This window comes from Kitasatospora sp. NPDC085464 (assembly GCF_044541955.1).
GTDB lineage: Bacteria > Actinomycetota > Actinomycetes > Streptomycetales > Streptomycetaceae > Kitasatospora.
The window spans coordinates 52,298-71,189 of sequence record NZ_JBITTM010000010.1 but is presented as its reverse complement, the minus strand read 5'-3'; the positions used below and the strand labels follow the sequence as shown (position 1 = coordinate 71,189).

Below are 18,892 nucleotides of genomic sequence, written 5' to 3'. Positions count from 1 at the left end.
GGCGGGCCGTGCCATGGGCCGGCGATCACGGATCCGGCGGGGTCACCCGCGGCGGGAGCGGGGGAAGGAGCGCCGGCGGTCGGGCCGGGGGGAACCGAGCTGAACCGGGGTGAACCGCGGCCGCGGCGGCGCCCGTAGTCAATACCGATGGCACGGAACGCGATCGATGTCCCGTCATGGCCCCGAAACGTCATGATCAGGGGGATTGCGGAACCCCGCCCCTCATCTATTAAGTTACTTCGAAGAAGGTGGGCGGGGCAGCATCCCCCCGTTGCTCGCCCCGCCTGCCTTCGCCGTCCCCGGCCCGTACGGGCCGGCCCCGGATTCCCCCGAAGGAGAGCCGACCGCCCATGGGAAAGCGCCGCAAGCCCAGCCCCCCCAGCCGGGCCCGTATGGCGGTCCTCACCACGGCCATGGCGGCCGGCGGCGCGGTCCTCGCCTCGGGCACCGCACACGCCGAGCCCGCGCCGACCCTCGCCTCCGTCAAGGAGCAGGTGGACAAGCTCAACGAGGAGGCCGAGCAGTCCATCGAGCGCTACAACGGCTTCCAGGCCCAGCAGCAGAAGCTCCAGGTCGACGCCAACCAGATCCAGGAGAAGGTGGTCCGGGGCCAGGAGGCGATGAACGAGCTGCGCACCCGGCTCGGGGCCGTCGCCGCCGACCAGTACCGGACCAACGGCATCGACGCGTCGGTCCAGCTGATGCTCGACTCCGACCCGTCCGGCTACCTGGAGCGCGCCGCGGTGCAGAACCAGGTCGCCGAATCCCAGGCGAACCTGCTGAAGCAGGCCCAGGACGAGCAGCGCAAGCTCGACCAGGACCGTGCCGAGGCCACCGCGACCCTCGCGTCGCTCGACGCGGTCGGCAAGCAGCTGGCGGAGCAGAAGAACGGCATCCAGACCAAGCTGGCGCAGGCGCAGGAGATGCTGAACAAGCTCAGCGCCGAGGACCGCGCCAGGATCAACGCCCAGCAGTCCGCGGAGAAGGCCAAGGCCGAGGCCAAGCAGGCAGCCGCCGCGGGCACCGCCGCCGCGGCGGACCGCGCCTCCCGCTCCGCCGACCGCCCCGACATGAACGCCCCGCTGCCGGCCGCCAGTGGCCGGGCCGCGGCCATCATCGCGTTCGCCCAGGCCCAGCTCGGCAAGCCGTACGGCTGGAGCAAGACCGGCCCGGACAGCTTCGACTGCTCCGGCCTCACCAGCCAGGCCTACCGCGCGGGGGGCCGCACGATCTCCCGGATGTCCCAGGACCAGTGGAACGACGGCCCGCACGTCGACCGCGCCAACCTGCAGCCCGGTGACCTGGTCTTCTTCTACGACGACCTGCACCACGTCGGGCTGTACATCGGTGACGGCAAGATGATCCACGCGCCGCGCACCGGCAAGAACATCGAGGTGCTCCCGATCTCCGCGATGCCGTACATGGGCGCCGTCCGGCCGGCCTGACCGCGCCCGCGGCGGCCCGGCCGCCGCACTGCCCGCCGCAGGCCCGCTCCCGCTCCGGCGGCGGCGGGCCCGCGGCGTTCCGGGCCGGTCGCGGACGGCCCGCTGCGAGTGCTGCAGGTGCTACCGGTGTTTCGGGTGCCACCGGTGTCACGGGTGCGGTGCGCAGGCCAGCAGGTACGGCAGCGCGGGAAGCACCGGCAGCGCCAGCACCCCGAGCCGCCAGGCCGGCCGCCGCCGGCCGCCACCGGGGCGGGCCAGCCGCCGGACCCGGGCCAGCACCCCGGTGGCGGCCACCCCCAGCGCCCCGCCGCCCGCCACCCCGCCGTCCGGGGACGGGACCCCGGCGGTCGCCAACGCGTAGAGCGCGGAGGCCAGTTCACCCCGGGACGCGAGCGCCAGCGCCGCGTCGTCGGCCGCCATCTCCAGCAGCACCGCCACCTCCGAGCGCCCCAGCCGGGCCAGCGGCAGCGGTCCGAGGAGCAGCGCGAAGGTGTCCGCCGGCAGCCGGAACAGGTGGTGGCGGCCCCGGATGTGCCCGTGCTCGTGGGCGACGGCCGCGGCGAGCTGCCGTTCGTCCAGCAGCCGCAGCGCCCCGCGCGACAACACCACCCGGGAGCGCCGTCCGGGCAGGCAGTACACGGTCGGGTGCGCGTGCTCCAGCACCAGTGCGTCCCAGCGCCCGTCCCGGACGGCGACCAGGTCCAGCACGGCCCGGTGCCGGCGCCGGGCCCGCCCGGTGCGGACGCCGACGGCGGTGACCAGGGCGGCGACCACCGCCCCGGCGGCGGCCAGCAGCCACCAGTCGTGGGTGTGCGGGAGGAGACCCCCGGCCGGCTCGGCGTGGGGGAGGAGGCCGAGCAGCCCGGCCGGCTCGTGGGCGAAGGGCTCCACCGCGTGGTGCGCCGCGAGCAGCAGGGCGACCGTGAACGAGGCCATCAGCGCGAGCCAGAGCCCCGCACCGGCCGCCGGACGGGCCTGGAGCCGCGCGGAGCCGGCCAGCCGCCGGGGCAGCAGCACCCCGGTCACCGCCAGGTAGAGGACGAGCAGGGCGAGGGTCACTCCGGATCCCGGGACTTCACCTGTTCGAGGGCCGCGAGCAGGGCGGAGGCCTCGTCCCCGCTGATCCGGTCGATGAAGCGGAGCAGCGCGCCGGCCCGGTCGGGGGTGGTCTCCAGCGCCTGGTGCATCAGCCGGGCGGTGTACTCCTCGCGGGTGCAGGTCGGCTCGTACACCCAGGCGCGGCCGACCTTGTCACGGCGCAGCCAGCCCTTGGTGTGCAGGATGTCGGCGACCGTGGTGACGGTGGTGTACGCGACGGCGCGCTGCTGCCGCAGATCGTCCACGACCTCGCGCACCGTGGCCGGTCGGCCCCAGGCCCAGAGCCGGTCCATGATCTCGGCCTCCAGATCGCCGAAGCCCCGTAGCACCGCCCTTGTCTCCCTCGCCGAGCCCACCGCCGGCGCCCTTCGCCCACCGGAACGCGGCCCATGCTACGGCGAGCGCCGGGCGCCCGCCCCCGGCCTCCGGAGGCGGGCGCCCGGCGTCTTCCGGGTGGTGCCCAGGTGGTGTCCGAGCGGTGTCGACCGGTGCCCGGTACGTGTGCAACCGGTGATCGAACCCGACGGGCCGGGGTCAGGACAGCCGCCGCCCCAGCGGGATCCGGGACCGGGTGAACAGCGCGGCGAGCAGCCCCGCGACCACCGGCAGCACCAGCACCACCAGCAGCAGCTCGACCCACGGCGCGGTGATCAGCGCCGGCTTGGCCCCGAACCCGCTCGCCCGGGACTTCAGCAGCCCCACCGCCGGCACGAACCCGTTGGCCGCGCCGAGCAGCGCCCCCAGCAGGGCGATCAGCGCGCACTGCAGGCCCGCCATGCTCCGCCGGATCCGCGGCGGTGCGCCGACGGCGGCCAGGGTGGCCTGGTCCTGCCGGGAGTCGGCGGCCGCGAGGCCGGTGGCGATCCCGGCCGCGCCGAGCACGACCAGCCCGGCGAAGCCGGTGAGCGCCAGGGTGAGCGCGTCGCTCTTCGGCTGGAAACCGCGCTCGACCGAGAGCGTGGCCATCCGGTCCAGCCGGATCGCAGCCGCTTCGGCGCGCTGCTGCGCCCGGCGGTCTGGCGGCGTGGCGGGCAGCCAGACCGAGCCGGTCGGCCGCGCGGAGAGCCCGAGGCGCGGCAGCGCGGAGGGCAGCACCATGCCCTGGGCGAAGCCCGCGGCGGCCTCGTTGTCGACCAGCACCGCGTCGACCGGGACCTCCTGGAGCTCGGGCTTGGGCACCTCGCCCGGCTGCACCGCGCCGCTGCCGCCGCGCAGCATCAGCACGGCCTTCCCGTCGGCGCCCAGCAGGGCGCGGTCGAAGACCAGCAGCTTCCCCGCGGCCAGCGCCTGTTCGGCGGCCGGGTCGTGGACGGCGAACAGGTTGTGCAGCACGGTGGCGTCCCCGGCGGCCAGGTGCGGCGGGGCGCCGAGGCTGCGCCGGTTCACGGGGCCCTTGAGCTGGACGGTGCTGGAGCAGTTCTCGCAGAAGCGGTACATGACGTCGGCGAGGTCGCCGCGCGGGCCGAGGCCGGTCAGCTGCTCCTCCAGTTCGCCGCGCAGCCGGTCGAGCCGGGGCCCGTCGGTGGAGCTGGTGAGCTGGACGGCGCCGTACGGGGCCTGCGGCCGGTAGTCGCGCCGGTTCTCGGCGTCGGTGCTGGTGGTGTACACCCCGATGGCGACGGCGCCGGCCACCGCGGCCATCACCGCGGCCACCGCCGGTGCGGTGCGCGAGCGGTGCCGGGCGGAGTCGCGCAGCGCGAGCCGGGGCCCGAGCGGCAGCCTGCCGGCCGCCCGGCCGATCAGGGCGACCAGCATCGGGGTGCAGAGCAGCAGCCCGATCTCGGCGGTCACCGAGCCGCCGAGCACGGTGAGCGTCCGGGTGTCGTAGCCGCCGACGCCCGGCCGGTCGCGCTGCACGGCACCGGCGCCGTACACCGCGAGGACGCCGCCGAGGGCGACCAGCACCACGCCGCCGACGGTGACCGCGCGGCTGGGGCCGCGGACGGTGTCCCGGCCGGTGAGTCCGGCGGTGACGCTGCGGCGGGCGGCCTGCACGGCGGGCAGTGCGGCCGCGAGCAGGGCGGTGACCAGGCCGATCCCGGCGATCGCGAGCAGGTCCAGCGGCGGCAGGGCGAGGTGTCCGAACCGTGCGCCGCCGACCCGTTCGATCTGCGGCCGGAGCACCGCGACCAGCCCGGTGCCGAGCGACACCCCGGCCAGCGCCCCGGCCGCGCCGAGGACAAGCCCGCCGCCGAGGACCACCGCGCCGACGTGGGTGCGGCTGCCGCCGGCGGCGCCGAGCAGGGCGAGCTGGCGGCGGGAGCGGCGGGCGCCGACCGCGAAGGCGGGCCCGGCGAGCAGGGCGACCTCCAGCAGCGCCATGCCGGTGACGGTGGCGACGACGATCTCGGTGTTGTCGCCGGTCGACAGGTCGCCGAAGCGGTGCGCGTCGCGGTAGTAGGGCACGGCCTGCTCCGGCGGCGGGGCGAGCGCCACCGAGCGGGCGGTGAGCGTGAAGCCGTGGGCGTTGAACCGCTGCACCGCGGCCCAGTCGAGCGCGGCCCCGGACGGCAGCCGGACCAGCCAGGCGGCGCGCTCGGCCGGACGCTGCTCGGCGGCCGGTCGGCCGGCGGCCTGGGCGGCGGCCAGCTGGTCCAGCAACTCGCCGGGCCGGGCGACGAGTTCGACCCGGCCGAGCTCGTCCGGGTGCTCCACGACACCGGTGATGGTGAAGGTCGTCCCGTCCAGTCCCTGGACGGTGGTGGTGCCGCCCGGCCGGAGCCCGGAGCGGTCCAGGAACGCCCGGGTGACGGCCACCTCGCGCGGGGCGCTCGGGGCGCGGCCCTCGACCAGGTCGATCCGGCCGTGCCAGATCGGGTCGGCGAGGTTCGCCTCGGTGGTGAGCGTGCGGACCAGGCCCTCGGGTGAGGTCGCACCGCTCTCCGGCCCCGGACGGGCCGGGGTGAGCGCACTGCCGGACGGCAGCAGCGAGCCGACCAGACCGATCGGGTCGGCGGTCGCGCCCTTCTGCTGTTCGGCGGTGGGCTGCTCCCCCGGGCGGGGCTGGACGACGAGGACGCCGTCCTCCGCGACCGGCGCCTGTTCGACGGTGCGGCCCGGGTCGAGGGCGGTGACCAGGGCGTCCGCGCCGCCCACCACCCGCTCGACCCGCTCGGCCGGGGTGAGCTGCCCGCTGCGGTGGACCACGTCGGCGCCGGTGACGCCGAGCACGGGAAGGGCGATCATGGCGGCGATCAGGGCGCTGCGGCCCTTGGCCCGCAGGGCGTCGCGGCGGGCGATGCGCAGGGCGACCCGCCAGGCTCCGAGCCTCACCGCGTCACCCCGCCGATCGAGCCGGGGCGGTGGACCGTCGTCGGACGGTCCGGGGAACGGTCGTACGCGGAACCGTCGTCGGTGGAAGGGCCGAACGGGGAACGGTCGTACGCGGAACCGTCGTACGCGGAACCGTCGTAGGCGGAACCGTCGCCGGGGGAAAGGCCGTCGGCGGGTCGGTGACCGGTGGACCGGTGGCGGGCGGATCGGGGGCCGCGGCTCTCGGAGTCGACCGCGCCGTCCCGGAGGTGGACCACCCGGTCCGCCCAAGCGGCGTGCGCGGCCTCGTGGGTGACCATCATCGCCGCCGCCCCGGCGTCGCAGCGGGCGCGCAGCACCCCGAGCACGGCCTCGCCGGTGGCGGAGTCGAGCGCGCCGGTCGGTTCGTCGGCGAGCACCAGGCGCCGCTCGCCGATCAGGGCGCGGGCGATCGCGACGCGCTGCTGCTGGCCGCCCGACATGTCGTCGGGGAAGCGGTCGGCCAGTTCGCCGATGCCCAGCTCCTCCAGCGCGGCCAGCGCCTCCCGACGGGCCCGGCGCCCCGGGACGCCGTCGAGTTCGCGGGGCAGGGCGATGTTCTCGGCGGCGGTGAGCGCCGGGATCAGGTTGTAGTCCTGGAAGACGTACCCGATGGAGCGCCGCCGAAGGTCGGCGAGCCTGCCCCTGCCGAGTTTGCCGAGCGGGACCCCCTCCACCAGGACCTCGCCGTCGCTGGGCCGGTCCAGCCCGCCGGCCAGGGTCAGCAGGGTCGACTTGCCGGAGCCGGACGGCCCCATGACGGCGACGAACTCCCCGGGGTGGACGGCCAGGTCGATGCCGCGCAGGGCGTGCACCTCGGCGGCGCCCCGCCCGTGCACCCGGGTGACGTTGGCCAGTTGCAGGACGGGCCCCGGCCGGGCCGGATCGGTGGTGGACACACTTCCCCCTTGTGAGCTTCTCGACTGCATATGTCGGTGAACTATATATGCCGGGCGATGAAGTTCAAGGCGGACCCGCCGCGGGTCGGGCTCGGTCAAACTTCTACAAAGGTGTCGAAGGAGAGTCGGGAGGTGTCGGAGAGCCGAGGGGCGCGGGAGAGGCGGGGAGAGACGGGGCAAGGCGCGGGCGGCCGTGGTCCGAGCCGGGCGGCCCGGCGCCCGCCCGGGGGGGTAAAACGGAAGGACCGTCACATGAGCCGCCTGGGAGGCCCGATGCCGAGCCCCGATCCGAAGCACGGACCGTTGGTGCTGATGCTGCTGGTGCTGACCGTGGTCACCGGAGTGGTGGACGCGGTCAGCTACCTCGCACTCGGCCACGTCTTCGTCGCCAACATGACCGGCAACGTGGTGTTCCTCGGCTTCGCGATCGCCGGGGCGCCGAACCTCTCCGCCATCGCCTCGCTGGCCGCCCTGGCCGCGTTCCTCCTCGGCGCCCTGGCCGGCGGTCACCTCGCCCGCCGCCTGCCCGGCCACCGCGGCCGGCTGCTGACCACCGCCGTCGGCGCCCAGGCGACGCTCGTCGCGACGGGCACCGTGCTGGCGGCGGTCATCGGCCACACCTCCGCCCCGGCCCGCTACACCCTGATCGGGCTGCTCGGCTTCGCCATGGGCGGCCAGAACGCGGTGGTCCGCGCACTGAGGATCCCCGACCTCACCACCACCGTGCTCACCATGACGATCACCGCCCTCGCCGCCGACCTCACCGGCCCCCGCCGCTTCGCCTCCGCGGTCTGGATGTTCGCCGGTGCCCTCCTCGGCGCGGTCCTCGTCCTGCACGCCGACGTCCCCGGCGCCCTCGGCCTGGCCCTCGTCCTCCTCCTCGCCGTCGCCGTGGCCACCCACCGGAGCGCCGGGTCCACCCCCGCCCCGGAGTGGACCAAGCCCTTGTGAGCGGGCGCGCGGCGGACGCCGCCCGCCCGTCCGTGGCCGCCGGCTGCGCCCGCCGGGCGGCCCCGGGCCCCGAGCCGGGTTCGTCGGCCAGGCGTTGCCGCCCCGCCGTGCCGGGCGGCTCAGTCCTCGTGGCGGTGCCCCGCGCGGCCGCTCCAGAGCGGTTCGAGCCGGGCCCAGCCGTCCGTCCAGGCCGTTTCGGCGCGGCGGTCGAGGGCGTGCAGGCGCAGACGGAGGGCGAGGACGACGAGGGCGAGCAGGGTGAGGAGGGTGCCGGTGCCGGCGCAGGCCGCGGAGACGGCGAGGGCGGCGCGGTCGACCGGGGGAGGGGAGGCGTTGCCGGCCGCGTCGATCCAGATCGACACACTGCTGCCGGTGGCGGCCGGGCGCAGGGCCTGGACGGTGCCGGCGTGCGGGGTGCCGTCGGGGGCGGTCCAGGTGGCCTCGACGTCGGTCCGGCTGCTGTGGCCCCCGGCGAACCGCCCGCCGCCGGCGGCGGTTTGGCCGGGGACGGTGCGGATCACGGCGTCGACCTGGTGCAGTCGCGCGCGTTCGGTGTCGGCCTGGGGCGCGGCGACGCGGTACAGCAGCAGTGCGCCGACGGTCGAGACCGCGAGGACGAGCGCCGCGCCGAGTGCGGCGAGCAGCCAGGCCCGGGCGCGGGAGCGGTCGAGCGGGCGGGCGAGGGGTTCGTGCCGGGCACCGAGGGCCCGCCGCAGCTGACGGCCGGTTCGCTGCGGGAGCGACGCGGGCCTGGCCGTGCGGGGTGTGTCGGACACGTTGACGGCTCCTCAGGGGCGCGGGGGAGTACGGCGGTTCGCCACCAATTTCCACCCGTCGGGCCCCGGGCACAAGAGTCGTGCGCGCCCGGAGGACCGCTGTCGCCGCGAGCCGGCCGCCACTTCCGTCGTTCGTTCCGCCGTCCGTCCCGCCAGTGCCGCTCGGCCCCGCAGCCGGGACGTTCGGCCCTCGGCAGCGGTGGCCCCGGCCGGGCAGGCTGGGTACCGGCGGCGCCCCCCGTGCCTGGGCGCGGCCGTGGCCCGGTTCGACCGTGGGGGTGCCGGGTCGAGGTACGGGGCAGGGGGTGGTCGCGCGGCCACCCCCTGCTTTCCGTGTGCGACTTCGCGTCCGGAACGGGTGTTTCCCCGGGTCAGGGCCGCATTCTCGCTGATCGCCGGGCCGGCGGCGGCACCGCAACGGCTGAGCGCCGTCACGGCCGGCACCGCAACGGCTGAGCGCCGTCACGGCCGGCACCGCAACGGCTGAGCGCCGTCACGGCCGGTGAGTGCCGTGACGGAGCCGACCACCGCGCCGGTCGCCCCGCCGCCCGCGCTCAGCGGACGACGGGGTAGCCGTGCGTCCCGTCCCGCCGCACGCCGTCCAGGCCGGGCAGCCAGCTGCCGAGGACCAGCGCGGACGGGTAGAACATCGGCTCCGGCAGCTCGTCCACCGCGAAGCGCTCCCAGCCGGCGCAGGCGTGCGGCTCGGTGACCACCGCCTCGGCCAGGCTGGGCGGGGCGAGGACGGCGGCGGTCAGCCGCGGCCGGCCGAGCTCGTGGTCGAGGTGCACGGCGAGCACCCGCATCCCCCCGGCCGGCAGCACGATGCCGGTCTCCTCGGCGAGTTCGCGGGCCGCGGTCTGTTCGAAGGACTCGCCCGGGTCGACCTTGCCGCCCGGCAGGCTCCAGGTGGGCGGCTCACCGGCGGTGGTGCGTCGGCCGACCAGCACCCGGCCGTCCCCGGTGGGCACGATGATCCCGGCGCCGAGCATCGGTGCGGTCGTCCCGGCCTGCGGTGCGGTGGTCAACTCGGGCTCTCCTTCGGATGGTTACCAGTTGGCGCGCTCGTAGTCCTTGAGGAAGCAGCCGTAGAGGTCCTCGCCCTGCTCGCCGCGCACGATCGGGTCGTACACCCGGGCCGCGCCGTCGACCAGGTCGAGCGGGGCGTGGAAGCCCTCCTCGGCGAGGCGCATCTTGTCCGGGTGCGGCCGCTCGTCGGTGATCCAGCCGGTGTCGACGGCGGTCATCAGGATGCCGTCGTTCTGGAACATCTCCTGCGCGCTGGTGCGGGTGAGCATGTTGAGCGCGGCCTTGGCCATGTTGGTGTGCGGGTGGCCGGCGCCCTTGTAGCCGCGGGTGAAGACGCCCTCCATCGCGGAGACGTTGACCACGTACTTGCGGCGGGACGCGGACGCGGCCATCGCCGGGCGCAGCCGGCTGATCAGGATGAACGGCGCGGTGGAGTTGCAGAGCTGCACCTCCAGGAGTTCGACCGGGCCGACCTCGCTGACGGTCTGCACCCAGCTGTTGGTGTCGGCGAGGTCGGGCACCAGGCCGCCGGCGTCGATCGCGGTGCCGGCCTCGATCCGGGCGGGGGTGGCGGAGCCGGTGACCAGCGCGAGCGAGGTGACGTCCTCGGCGGCCAGCCGCTGCTCGCCGCCGGTCGCCTGGTGGGGGAGCTCGGGCAGGGCGACGCCGCCGCTGCCGAAGCGGCCGATGGTGGTGGCCTGCGGCAGCTCGCCGGCCGGCAGCGGGGCGGACTCGGCGTTGACCAGCTCGCGGTAGGACTCCGGCGGGCGGCGCACGGTCTGCGCGGCGTTGTTGATCAGGATGTCCAGCGGGCCGTCGGCGGCGACCTCGTCGGCGAGGGCCATGACCTGGGCAGGGTCGCGCAGGTCGATGCCGATGATCTTGAGCCGGTGGATCCACTCGGCGCTGTCCGGCATCGCCTTGAAGCGGCGGATGGCGTCATTGGGGAAGCGGGTGGTGATGGTGGTGTGGGCGCCGTCGCGCAGCAGCATCAGCGCGATGTACATGCCGATCTTGGCGCGGCCGCCGGTGAGCAGCGCGCGCTTGCCGGTGAGGTCGGCCCGGGCGTCACGGCGGGATCGGTTGAGCACCGCGCACTTCTGGCAGAGGTTGTGGTAGAACGCGTCGACCTCGACGTACCGCTGCTTGCAGGTGTAGCAGGAGCGCGGGCGCTCCAGGATCCCGGCGATCTCGGTGGTGGTGACGGTGGTCAGGCCGAAGGCGCCGGCCGTCTCGTCGTCGATCCGGGTCGGCGCACCGGTGGCGGTGCGGGCGGTGACCGCGCGGTCGTTGGCGGTCTTGCGGGCCCGGGTCTCCTGGCGGCGGCGCTGCTTGAGGGTGCGGAATATGCCGCCCACGGCCTGCCGGACGGTGATCGCGTCCGGGTGGTCGACGTGCAGCTCGTCGAGCTCGGCGATCACGTCGAGGCAGAGCTTCAGCCGCTCGGGGTCGAGGCCCGGACCGTAGTCGATCTCCTCCTCGGTGCCCTCGTCCTGGCCGTGCTGGATGTCCGTCTGCCCGATGCCCACGCCTGCTGCCGCTTTCCCGTTCGCCTCGCCCATTACCGCGTGAATGCTACGGGAGTCGTCCCGACCGGGGCGAAAAGCCGACGTCGGAGGCAGTCTTTGGATGATCCTCCAGGTCTACGCGCGGAGCTTTGATCACGGTTTGTGCACAGCCCCAGCAATGTTCCTCGAACTGGCTTTTGCCCCCGCCCTCACGGAGAATCGAATGCTGGGTGCAGGGCGCCCGAGTGCGCCCCGACGGCATCGCCGCAACCGCACCCGAGGTGTAATTTCTCCCAGCCAGAGAGCCCCCTTCATGCGCTTCCTGAACGACCTCAAGCCCTCGTACGACCTCACGTACGACGACGTCTTCATGGTCCCCAGCCGTTCCGCCGTGGGCTCCCGGCAGGGCGTGGACCTCTCCTCGAACGACGGCACCGGCACCACCATCCCGCTGGTCGTGGCCAACATGACCGCCATCGCCGGCCGCCGGATGGCCGAGACCGTCGCCCGCCGCGGCGGACTGGTCGCCATCCCGCAGGACATCCCCACCGAGGTCATCGCCGAGGTCATCGCCTGGGTCAAGCAGCGCCACCTGGTGTTCGACACCCCGATCACCCTCGCCCCGGGCGCCACCGTCGCCGAGGCGCTCTCGCTGCTGCCCAAGCGCGCGCACGGCGCCCTCGTGGTCGTCGAGGACGGCAAGCCGGTCGGCGTGGTCACCGACTCCGACTGCCAGGGCGTGGACCGCTTCACCAGCCTCGCCGACATCATGTCCCGCGACCTGCTGCTGCTCGACGAGTCCATCGAGCCGCGCGCCGCCTTCGAGAAGCTCACCGAGGGGCACCGCAAGCTCGCCCCGGTGGTCGACGGCGAGGGCCGCCTGGTCGGCATCCTCACCCGCAAGGGCGCGCTGCGCGCCACCCTGTACACCCCGGCCGTGGACGCGGCCGGCAAGCTGCGGATCGCCGCCACCGTCGGCATCAACGGCGACGTCGCGGGCAAGGCCAAGGCCCTGATCGAGGCCGGTGCCGACGTGCTGGTGGTCGACACCGCGCACGGCCACCAGGAGTCCATGATCAGCGCACTGCGCGCGGTGCGCGGTCTGGACCCGCAGATCCCGATCGTGGCCGGCAACGTGGTCTCCGCCGCCGGTGTCCGCGACCTCGTCGAGGCGGGCGCCGACATCCTCAAGGTCGGCGTCGGCCCGGGCGCCATGTGCACCACCCGGATGATGACCGGCGTCGGCCGGCCGCAGTTCTCCGCCGTCCTGGAGTGCGCCGCCGAGGCGCGCCGGCTCGGCAAGCACGTGTGGGCGGACGGCGGCGTGCGGCACCCGCGCGACGTCGCGATGGCGCTGGCCGCCGGCGCCTCCAACGTGATGATCGGCTCCTGGTTCGCCGGGACGTACGAGTCCCCGGGCGACCTGCAGACCGCCGCCGACGGCCGCCAGTACAAGGAGAGCTTCGGCATGGCCTCGGCTCGCGCGGTCAGCAACCGCACCGCCCAGGACTCCTCGTACGACCGGGCCCGCAAGGGGCTGTTCGAGGAGGGCATCTCGCACTCCCGGATGTTCATCGACCCGGCCCGCCCGGGCGTCGAGGACCTGATCGACTCGATCATCGCCGGCGTGCGCAGCTCCTGCACCTACGCGGGCGCCAACAGCCTGGAGGAGTTCCACGAGAAGGCGATCGTGGGCGTCCAGAGCGCGGCAGGCTACGCCGAGGGCAAGCCGCTGCACTCCAGCTGGGCCTGATCGACCGCGGCCGCGGCGCAGACGCCCGCCGCCTCGGTGCCTGCTGCGTCGTTGCCCGGTCCACCACCGTCCGCTCCGCCACCGTCCGCTCCGGCGGATGATCCACCGGCCGGCCGGTTCCTCGCCTCGGGGAGCCGGCCGGCCGGCGCCGGTCCGGGGGCGTCCCGTCCGCCGCGCAGCCCCAGCGGGAGCAGCAGGGCACGGCCGAGCAGTCCGACCGAGCCGTCCAGCGCGGTGGCGAAGGCCCGGGCCGCGCCGGGCAGGTGCCGCAGCTCCCAGAGCGCCTCGACGGCGGACCAGGCCCCCTCGCGGGCGGTCTCGACCGACCAGGTGCCGAGCAGGTGGGTGAGCGGCTCGGCGTGCTCCAGCAGGTCGGGCCCGGGCATCAGCCGCTCCCGGACGGCCGTCTCCACCTCGGCCAGCACCCCGTTGATCCGGTGGTAGTCCTCCTCGACCGCGGCCGGTCCGCAGCCCCGGCGGCGGCAGGTGTCCACGACGGCCAGCGGCAGGTCGTGCTGGATGTGGGCGTTCATCCCGGCCAGGGCGAACTGCAGCGGGTGCACGCCCGGGTGGGCGCGCAGCGCGAACAGGGCCCGCCAGCAGGCGGGCGGCTCCTGCCCGGCCGCGTCGGCGGCCACGGCCCGCAGGTACCGCCGGGCGAACAGCACGTCCAGCTCGGCCATCGCCGCGGGGTCGGCGAAGTACCCGCCGGCGAGCCGGTCGCGGACCGCCGCCGTGACATCGAGGTAGAGCCGGTTGAAGACCGCCACGCCGTCGGCCTCGGGCAGCCCTGCCCCGATCGCCCGCAGTCGGCCGAGCACCTCCTCCACCGTGTCGGCCTCCGCGCGGGCGGACTCCTCCGTGGCCGTGCCGGTGGCCGTGGCCGTGGCTGTCCCTGTGCCGGTGGCCGCGTCGGCTGCCGTCATACGATCCACCGCCGTGTCGGGCATGTGCCACCCTCCGATGTCGATCGTGCACTGATCGCATCATCGTGACAGCGCGGCCCGGCGCCGCACGGGCACGGCGCGCCGGGGCCCGGCCGGGCGGCGCGCCTCAGCCCAGCTCGTACTCCAGGACGAAGGTGTGGGCGCCGGACTCGTCGACGGTCAGGTGGAACTCCCCGGCGATCCCGGACAGCTCGCCCGCGCCCGTGCCCGGCACCACGCGTATCGTCGTGGCGGTGGTGTCCCAGGCCGTGTGCTGGAGCACGAACGAGCCCTTGCGGCCGTCCAGTTCACCCGTCACGTGCTCCACCGCGACGTACGACGCCGGGCCGCCGGAGGGGCCTCCGACGGAGAGCATCCGCACCTCGCTCGTCCCGCTCAGCGCGCCCGTGAATGTCTTGGCGATCCGGATCCGCCCGAAGGACGCGCCCTCGCGCTCCTCCGTCTCCACCGGTTCGAACGCCGTCAGTTCGAACGACCCCTCGGCCTTGAACCCCATGGCACAGTCCCCTCGTCGATTGCGGAACACGTCCCGCCGGCGGGCTCCCCGCCGATCGCGTACCGAGCCTGGCACACGGCACTGACAATCGCGCCCGAGCGGCCGAAGCGTCCGAGCGCCCGAAGGGCCGGCGCCGCCCGGCACGCCGCCCGGTCACGGTTCCCAGCGCACCGCCAGCACCGCCGCGTCGTCGGCCAGCCCGGAGTCCCCGACCCAGCCGCCGACGTCCGTCAGCACGGCGTCCAGCACGTCCGCCGGGCTCCCGCCGTGCAGCCCGGGCAGCCGCTGGGCCAGCGGGTAGAACCGCCCGCCGGCGTCCCGGGCCTCCGACACGCCGTCGGTGTGCAGGAGCAGCAGGTCGCCCGGCTCCGGGTCGAAGTGCCGCGTCGGGTACTCCTCGCCGGTCAGCGAGAGCAGCCCCAGCGGCGGCGCCGGGAACGGGGGCTCCAGCTCGCTCACCCGGCCCGCCCGGCGCAGCAGCGGGGACGGGTGGCCGCAGTTCACCACCCGCACCGGCCCCCGGTCCGGCGCCACGTCGAGCAGCACCGCGGTGGCGAACCGGTCCCCGTCCGGGCGGGCCGTGAGCGCAGCGTCCAGCCGCTCCGCGAGCCGCCCGGGGTCGGGCTCGGTCCGCGCGGCCTCCCGGAACACCCCCAGGACGTCCGCGGCCGTCTCCACCGCGGGGAGCCCGTGCCCCTGGACGTCCCCGAGCAGGATCCGCACCCCGAAGCGGGTCTCCACCACGGCGTACAGGTCCCCGCCGATCCGCGCCTCGGCCGCGGCCGCGACGTAGCGCACCGCCACCCGCAGCGGCCCGATCCGCTCGGCCGGCGGCCGGAGCAGGGCCCGCTGCGCCGCCTCGGACACCGTCCGGACCTGGAACAGCTCCCGTTCGCGGGCCGCCACCAGGACGACGCTGGCGGCGCTGGCCAGTGTCGAGGCCAGCACCGTGACCGGCACGCTGATCCGGACGGAGAGCGGCAGCTGCGCGTTGGCCGACTCCAGCAGCCCGACCGCGAGCAGCGCCGCCGCGCCGACCAGCAGCGGCACCCGGGCCCGCCGGGTGGTGGCCCCGGCGAGGACGGGGGCCACCGCGAGCAGCGGCGCCAGGGTGGTCCCGGGGCCGATGGCCAGGGCGGCCACCACGGCGGCGACCAGCAGCAGGAGCGAGCCGTACAGCAGCATCCGGGTCCGTCGGGGCAGGTGCAGCGGCGGCACCCCGTCCGGGCCGTCGGCGGTCACGCGTCCTCCTGTGGTCCGTCGGAAGGTCCGACCGGGGTCCGGCAGACGGCCGGCGCGGGGCCGGCGGGGGTGGGCGGATGGTCGGCGGCCCCGGGGGTGCGGGGGCCACCGGTCCACTCTCCCCGCCCCGACCCGGGTCAGCACCTCGACCGGGTCCGGTCCGGCCCCGGCCGCGGACAGCGGCGGCGCCCCTGCCTGCGAACGGAGGCAACCCCGCGCCCGCGAACGGAGGCAGCCCCGCCCGCCGGACGGCGGCAGCGCCCCCACGGACGGCGGCAGCCCCGTGCGCACGAACGGCGGCGCCCCGCCCGCCGGACGCGGCCGCACCTCGCCCGCGGCTCCGGCGGGGCCGCGCACTACGCTGGGCCGGGAGATGAGACGCAAGAGCCGCCGCCCGGCCTCCCCCCTCCCGCAGCGCCACGGCGTGGACCCGGTGCACCTCCGGCTGCCGCCGGAAGGCCCCTGGCCGACCCTGCGCGACCACCTGGTCGAGCGGCTGCCCGCCGTCCCGGCCGCGCGGATCGACGCCGCGCTGCGCGACGGCGAGATCGTCGGCGAGCACGGCCCGCTCACCCCGGACGAACCGTTCCGCCCCGGTGCGCACCTGTGGTTCCACCGGGACCTCCCGCCGGAGGTGCGCGTCCCCTTCGACCTGGTCGTGCTGCACCGCGACGAGCACCTGGTGGTCGTGGACAAGCCGCACTTCCTGGCCACCACCCCGCGCGGCAGCCACGTCACCGAGACCGCGCTCTCCCGGCTGCGGCACGCCCTGGAGCTGCCCGAGCTCAGCCCCGCGCACCGCCTGGACCGGCTCACCGCCGGCCTGGCCATGTTCGTGGTCCGCCCCGAGGACCGCGGCGCGTACCAGACGTTGTTCCGCGACCGCCTGGTGCGCAAGGAGTACCGGGCGATCGCCCCGTACGACCCGGAGCTGAGCCTGCCGCGCACCGTGCGCAGCCACATCGTCAAGGAGCGCGGGGTGATCGCCGCACGGGAGATCGACGCGCCGCCGAACAGCGAGAGCCGGATCGACCTGCTGGAGCGCCGCGACGGCCTGGCCCGCTACCGGCTGCGCCCGCTCAGCGGACGCACGCACCAGCTGCGGCTGCACATGAGCGGCCTCGGACTGCCGATCCTCGGTGACCCGGTGTACCCGGTGGTGCTGCCGGAGACGGCCCCGGACGACTTCCGCCGCCCGCTGCAACTGCTCGCCTCGGCGGTCGAGTTCACCGACCCGCTGACCGGCCGCGAACGCCGCTTCGAGAGCCGCCGCACCCTGGCCGCCTGGACCGACCCGCAGGCGTGGGCCGAAGGCGCCGGCGTCGGGCCCGCCGGCGAGCCGGTCGGGGAGCCCGCCGGGCGGTCCGTCGGAGAGCCGTCCCGGGAGCCCGTCCGGAAGGCCGTCCGGGAGCCCGTCGGGGAGTCCTAGGACCGTCCGGCGGACTAGTCCCAACGTCCGACCCGGTCCCGGTCCCGGTGGCCGATCCGCCGCCCGCCCGGCGGCGGGATGGTTGCCGCATGAATGCCGCACAGCGCACCGCCGCACCGCACACCGCCCCCGTCGCCCTGGTCACCGGCGCCTCCCGGGGCCTCGGCCTGGCCCTCGCGCGCGCCCTCGCCGCCGACGGCTGGCAGCTGGTGATCACCGCCAGGGGCGCGGCCGGACTCGCCGCCGCCGAGGCGGACCTGGCCGCCGTCACCAAGGTCGTCGCGCTGCCCGGCAGCGTCGTCGACGACGACCACCGCGCCCGCCTCGCCGAGGCCGCCGAGCGCCTCGGCGGCGCGAGCCTGCTGGTCAACAACGCCGGCACGCTCAACGGCGCCGCCGCCCCCGGATCCGAGCCGCTGCCTCGGCTGGCCGACCACCCGCTGCCGGACCTGCTGGAGACCTTCGAGGTGAACGCGCTCGCCCCGATCGCCCTCACCCAGCTCGTCCTGCCCCAGCTGCGCGGGCACGCCGGCGCCGTCCTCAACATCAGCTCCGACGCCGCGGTGGAGGCCTACGCCGGCTGGGGCGGCTACGGCGCCAGCAAGGCCGCGCTCGACCTCGCCACCGCCGTCCTCGCCCGGGAGGAGCCGGAGCTGCGGGTCTGGGCGGTCGACCCGGGCAGCATGCGCACCCGGATGCTCCAGGAGGCGAGCCCGGGCGACGACATCTCCGGTGAGCCGCTGCCCGAGCAGGTGGTGCCGCTCCTGCTCGGCCTGCTCCGCGACCGCGCCCCGTCCGGTCGCTACCGGGCCGAGGACCTGGCCGTCCCGGTGGCGGACCCGGCCGTCCCGGCAGCCGACCGGGGTGGGCGATGACCGCGACCACCGACTTCGGCTCCGGGTCCGGCTCCGGGTTCGACGGGCTCGACGGGTTCGACTCCGGCCTCACCGTCCCGCCCGAGTTGTCCGCCCGGGCGCCGGCGGAGGCACGCGGCACGGCCCGGGACGGCGTGCGGATGCTGGTCGGCCGGCGTACCACCGGCGCCGTCGAGCACCACCTCTTCACCGACCTGCCCGAGGTGCTGCGCCCGGGGGACCTCCTGGTGGTCAACAACTCGGCGACCCTGCCGGCCGCGCTGCCCGGGCGGCTGCCCGACGGCACACCCGTCGCGGTGCACCTCTCCTCCGCCCAGCCGGACCGGCACGGCGCCCACCTGGTCGAGCTGCGCCGCGTCGTGCCCGGGCAGGCGGCGGCGTACTACCCGCCGGAGGAGTCCCCGGCCCGCGCGGGCCTGCGGGTCGCCCTGCCCGCGGGTGGTGCGGCGGCGCTGACCCGGGCCCTCACCGCCCGCCTCTGGTACGCCGAACTCGCCCTTCCTGCCCCGCTGTTGCCGTATCTGGCGGCGCACGGTCGGGCGATCCGCTACGGCTACGTGGACCGCGAGTGGCCGATCGACGCCTACCAGACGGTCTTCGCGACCGTCCCCGGCAGCAGCGAGATGCCCAGCGCGGCCCGCCCGTTCACCGCCGAGGTGGTGGCCCGGCTGGCCGCCCGGGGGGTGCTGGTCGCGCCGGTCACCCTGCACACCGGGGTGGCCTCGCCCGAGGCGCACGAGGCACCGTACGCCGAACGCTTCCACGTCCCCGCCGCCACCGCCCGCCTGGCCGGCCACGTCCGGGCCGGCGGGGGCCGGGTGATCGCCGTCGGGACCACCGTGGTCCGCGCCCTGGAGTCCGCCGCGGCAGCGGACGGCTCGCTCCGGGAGGCCGACGGCTGGACGGAGTTGGTGATCACCCCCGAGCGCGGTGTGCGCGCCGTCGACGGCCTGCTCACCGGCTGGCACGAACCGCGCGCCTCCCACCTCCTGATGCTCGCCGCCGTCGCCGGCCGCCCCCTCCTCGCCGCCTGCTACCGGGAGGCCGTCCGGCACCGCTACCTGTGGCACGAGTTCGGCGACGTCAACCTCCTGCTGCCGGACTGAGCCCGGCCCGGACCCGGCCCGGGCCTCGCTATGCCACGTAACGCCAC

15 protein-coding genes and 1 pseudogene are annotated in these 18,892 nt (G+C 75.8%); 6 read left to right on the top strand and 10 right to left on the bottom strand.

Annotated elements, in window-relative coordinates; genetic code table 11:
• Window positions 1-350: 350 nt before the first annotated feature.
• A complete protein-coding gene (locus ACIGG8_RS11080) occupies window positions 351-1,445 on the top strand; it encodes an NlpC/P60 family protein (RefSeq protein ID WP_396547128.1) in 1,095 nt (364 codons plus the stop codon).
• A gap of 147 nt (window positions 1,446-1,592) precedes the next feature.
• On the opposite strand, the gene ACIGG8_RS11075 is transcribed toward ACIGG8_RS11080, so the two are convergent.
• The 4 genes and pseudogenes from ACIGG8_RS11075 to ACIGG8_RS11060 all read right to left on the bottom strand — a co-directional run.
• Window positions 1,593-2,504, bottom strand: coding sequence for a M48 family metalloprotease (locus ACIGG8_RS11075; RefSeq protein WP_396547126.1), 912 nt, complete (start codon window positions 2,502-2,504; stop codon window positions 1,593-1,595).
• Window positions 2,501-2,872: a BlaI/MecI/CopY family transcriptional regulator gene (locus ACIGG8_RS11070; protein ID WP_396547124.1), complete on the bottom strand. Its 372-nt coding sequence runs from the start codon at window positions 2,870-2,872 to the stop codon at window positions 2,501-2,503. The genes ACIGG8_RS11075 and ACIGG8_RS11070 overlap by 4 nt, the downstream gene beginning before the upstream one ends.
• A gap of 205 nt (window positions 2,873-3,077) precedes the next feature.
• On the bottom strand, window positions 3,078-5,816 hold the full coding sequence (locus ACIGG8_RS11065; RefSeq protein ID WP_396547122.1) for an FtsX-like permease family protein: 2,739 nt from the start codon (window positions 5,814-5,816) through the stop codon (window positions 3,078-3,080).
• A 230-nt stretch (window positions 5,817-6,046) separates the two neighbouring features.
• Window positions 6,047-6,763, bottom strand: a pseudogene (locus tag ACIGG8_RS11060) (ABC transporter ATP-binding protein); the annotation flags it as partial.
• Window positions 6,764-6,985: 222 nt separating this feature from the next.
• Here ACIGG8_RS11060 and ACIGG8_RS11055 point away from each other — a divergent pair.
• A complete protein-coding gene (locus ACIGG8_RS11055) occupies window positions 6,986-7,684 on the top strand; it encodes a YoaK family protein (protein ID WP_396547121.1) in 699 nt (232 codons plus the stop codon).
• A 119-nt stretch (window positions 7,685-7,803) separates the two neighbouring features.
• On the opposite strand, the gene ACIGG8_RS11050 is transcribed toward ACIGG8_RS11055, so the two are convergent.
• The 3 genes from ACIGG8_RS11050 to ACIGG8_RS11040 form a co-directional block, all read right to left on the bottom strand.
• A complete protein-coding gene (locus tag ACIGG8_RS11050) occupies window positions 7,804-8,460 on the bottom strand; it encodes a hypothetical protein (protein WP_396547120.1) in 657 nt (218 codons plus the stop codon).
• 554 nt (window positions 8,461-9,014) lie between these two features.
• Window positions 9,015-9,488: an NUDIX domain-containing protein gene (locus tag ACIGG8_RS11045; protein ID WP_350525019.1), complete on the bottom strand. Its 474-nt coding sequence runs from the start codon at window positions 9,486-9,488 to the stop codon at window positions 9,015-9,017.
• A 21-nt stretch (window positions 9,489-9,509) separates the two neighbouring features.
• Window positions 9,510-11,051, bottom strand: a complete 1,542-nt coding sequence (locus ACIGG8_RS11040) for an SDR family NAD(P)-dependent oxidoreductase (RefSeq protein WP_396547118.1) — start codon at window positions 11,049-11,051, stop codon at window positions 9,510-9,512.
• Between the two features lie 259 nt (window positions 11,052-11,310).
• Between ACIGG8_RS11040 and ACIGG8_RS11035 the strand changes: the two genes are divergently transcribed.
• Entirely contained in the window at window positions 11,311-12,750 is a 1,440-nt protein-coding gene (locus ACIGG8_RS11035) for a GuaB1 family IMP dehydrogenase-related protein (RefSeq protein WP_396547116.1), read from the top strand.
• Here the strand turns inward: ACIGG8_RS11035 and ACIGG8_RS11030 are convergent.
• From ACIGG8_RS11030 to ACIGG8_RS11020, 3 genes are all read right to left on the bottom strand, one after another.
• The gene (locus ACIGG8_RS11030) at window positions 12,711-13,676 is read right to left on the bottom strand and encodes a DUF5995 family protein (protein ID WP_396547114.1); all 966 of its coding nucleotides are present in this window, start codon (window positions 13,674-13,676) and stop codon (window positions 12,711-12,713) included. The two genes, ACIGG8_RS11035 and ACIGG8_RS11030, sit on opposite strands and share 40 nt — an antisense overlap.
• A 127-nt stretch (window positions 13,677-13,803) precedes the next feature.
• A complete protein-coding gene (locus ACIGG8_RS11025; RefSeq protein ID WP_396547112.1) occupies window positions 13,804-14,193 on the bottom strand; it encodes a DUF3224 domain-containing protein in 390 nt (129 codons plus the stop codon).
• Window positions 14,194-14,346: 153 nt separating this feature from the next.
• The gene (locus tag ACIGG8_RS11020; protein WP_396547111.1) at window positions 14,347-15,435 is read right to left on the bottom strand and encodes a PP2C family protein-serine/threonine phosphatase; all 1,089 of its coding nucleotides are present in this window, start codon (window positions 15,433-15,435) and stop codon (window positions 14,347-14,349) included.
• Window positions 15,436-15,808: 373 nt separating this feature from the next.
• Between ACIGG8_RS11020 and ACIGG8_RS11015 the strand changes: the two genes are divergently transcribed.
• The 3 genes from ACIGG8_RS11015 to ACIGG8_RS11005 all read left to right on the top strand — a co-directional run bounded on the left by ACIGG8_RS11015 (window position 15,809) and on the right by ACIGG8_RS11005 (window position 18,845).
• On the top strand, window positions 15,809-16,864 hold the full coding sequence (locus tag ACIGG8_RS11015) for a pseudouridine synthase (RefSeq protein ID WP_396547109.1): 1,056 nt from the start codon (window positions 15,809-15,811) through the stop codon (window positions 16,862-16,864).
• A gap of 89 nt (window positions 16,865-16,953) precedes the next feature.
• Window positions 16,954-17,739 carry an SDR family NAD(P)-dependent oxidoreductase gene (locus ACIGG8_RS11010; protein ID WP_396547108.1) on the top strand — a complete coding sequence of 262 codons (786 nt, stop codon included), beginning with the start codon at window positions 16,954-16,956 and terminating at the stop codon, window positions 17,737-17,739.
• Window positions 17,736-18,845, top strand: a complete 1,110-nt coding sequence (locus ACIGG8_RS11005; protein ID WP_396547106.1) for an S-adenosylmethionine:tRNA ribosyltransferase-isomerase — start codon at window positions 17,736-17,738, stop codon at window positions 18,843-18,845. Before ACIGG8_RS11010 ends, ACIGG8_RS11005 begins: the two co-directional genes overlap by 4 nt.
• Window positions 18,846-18,892 lie beyond the last annotated feature (47 nt).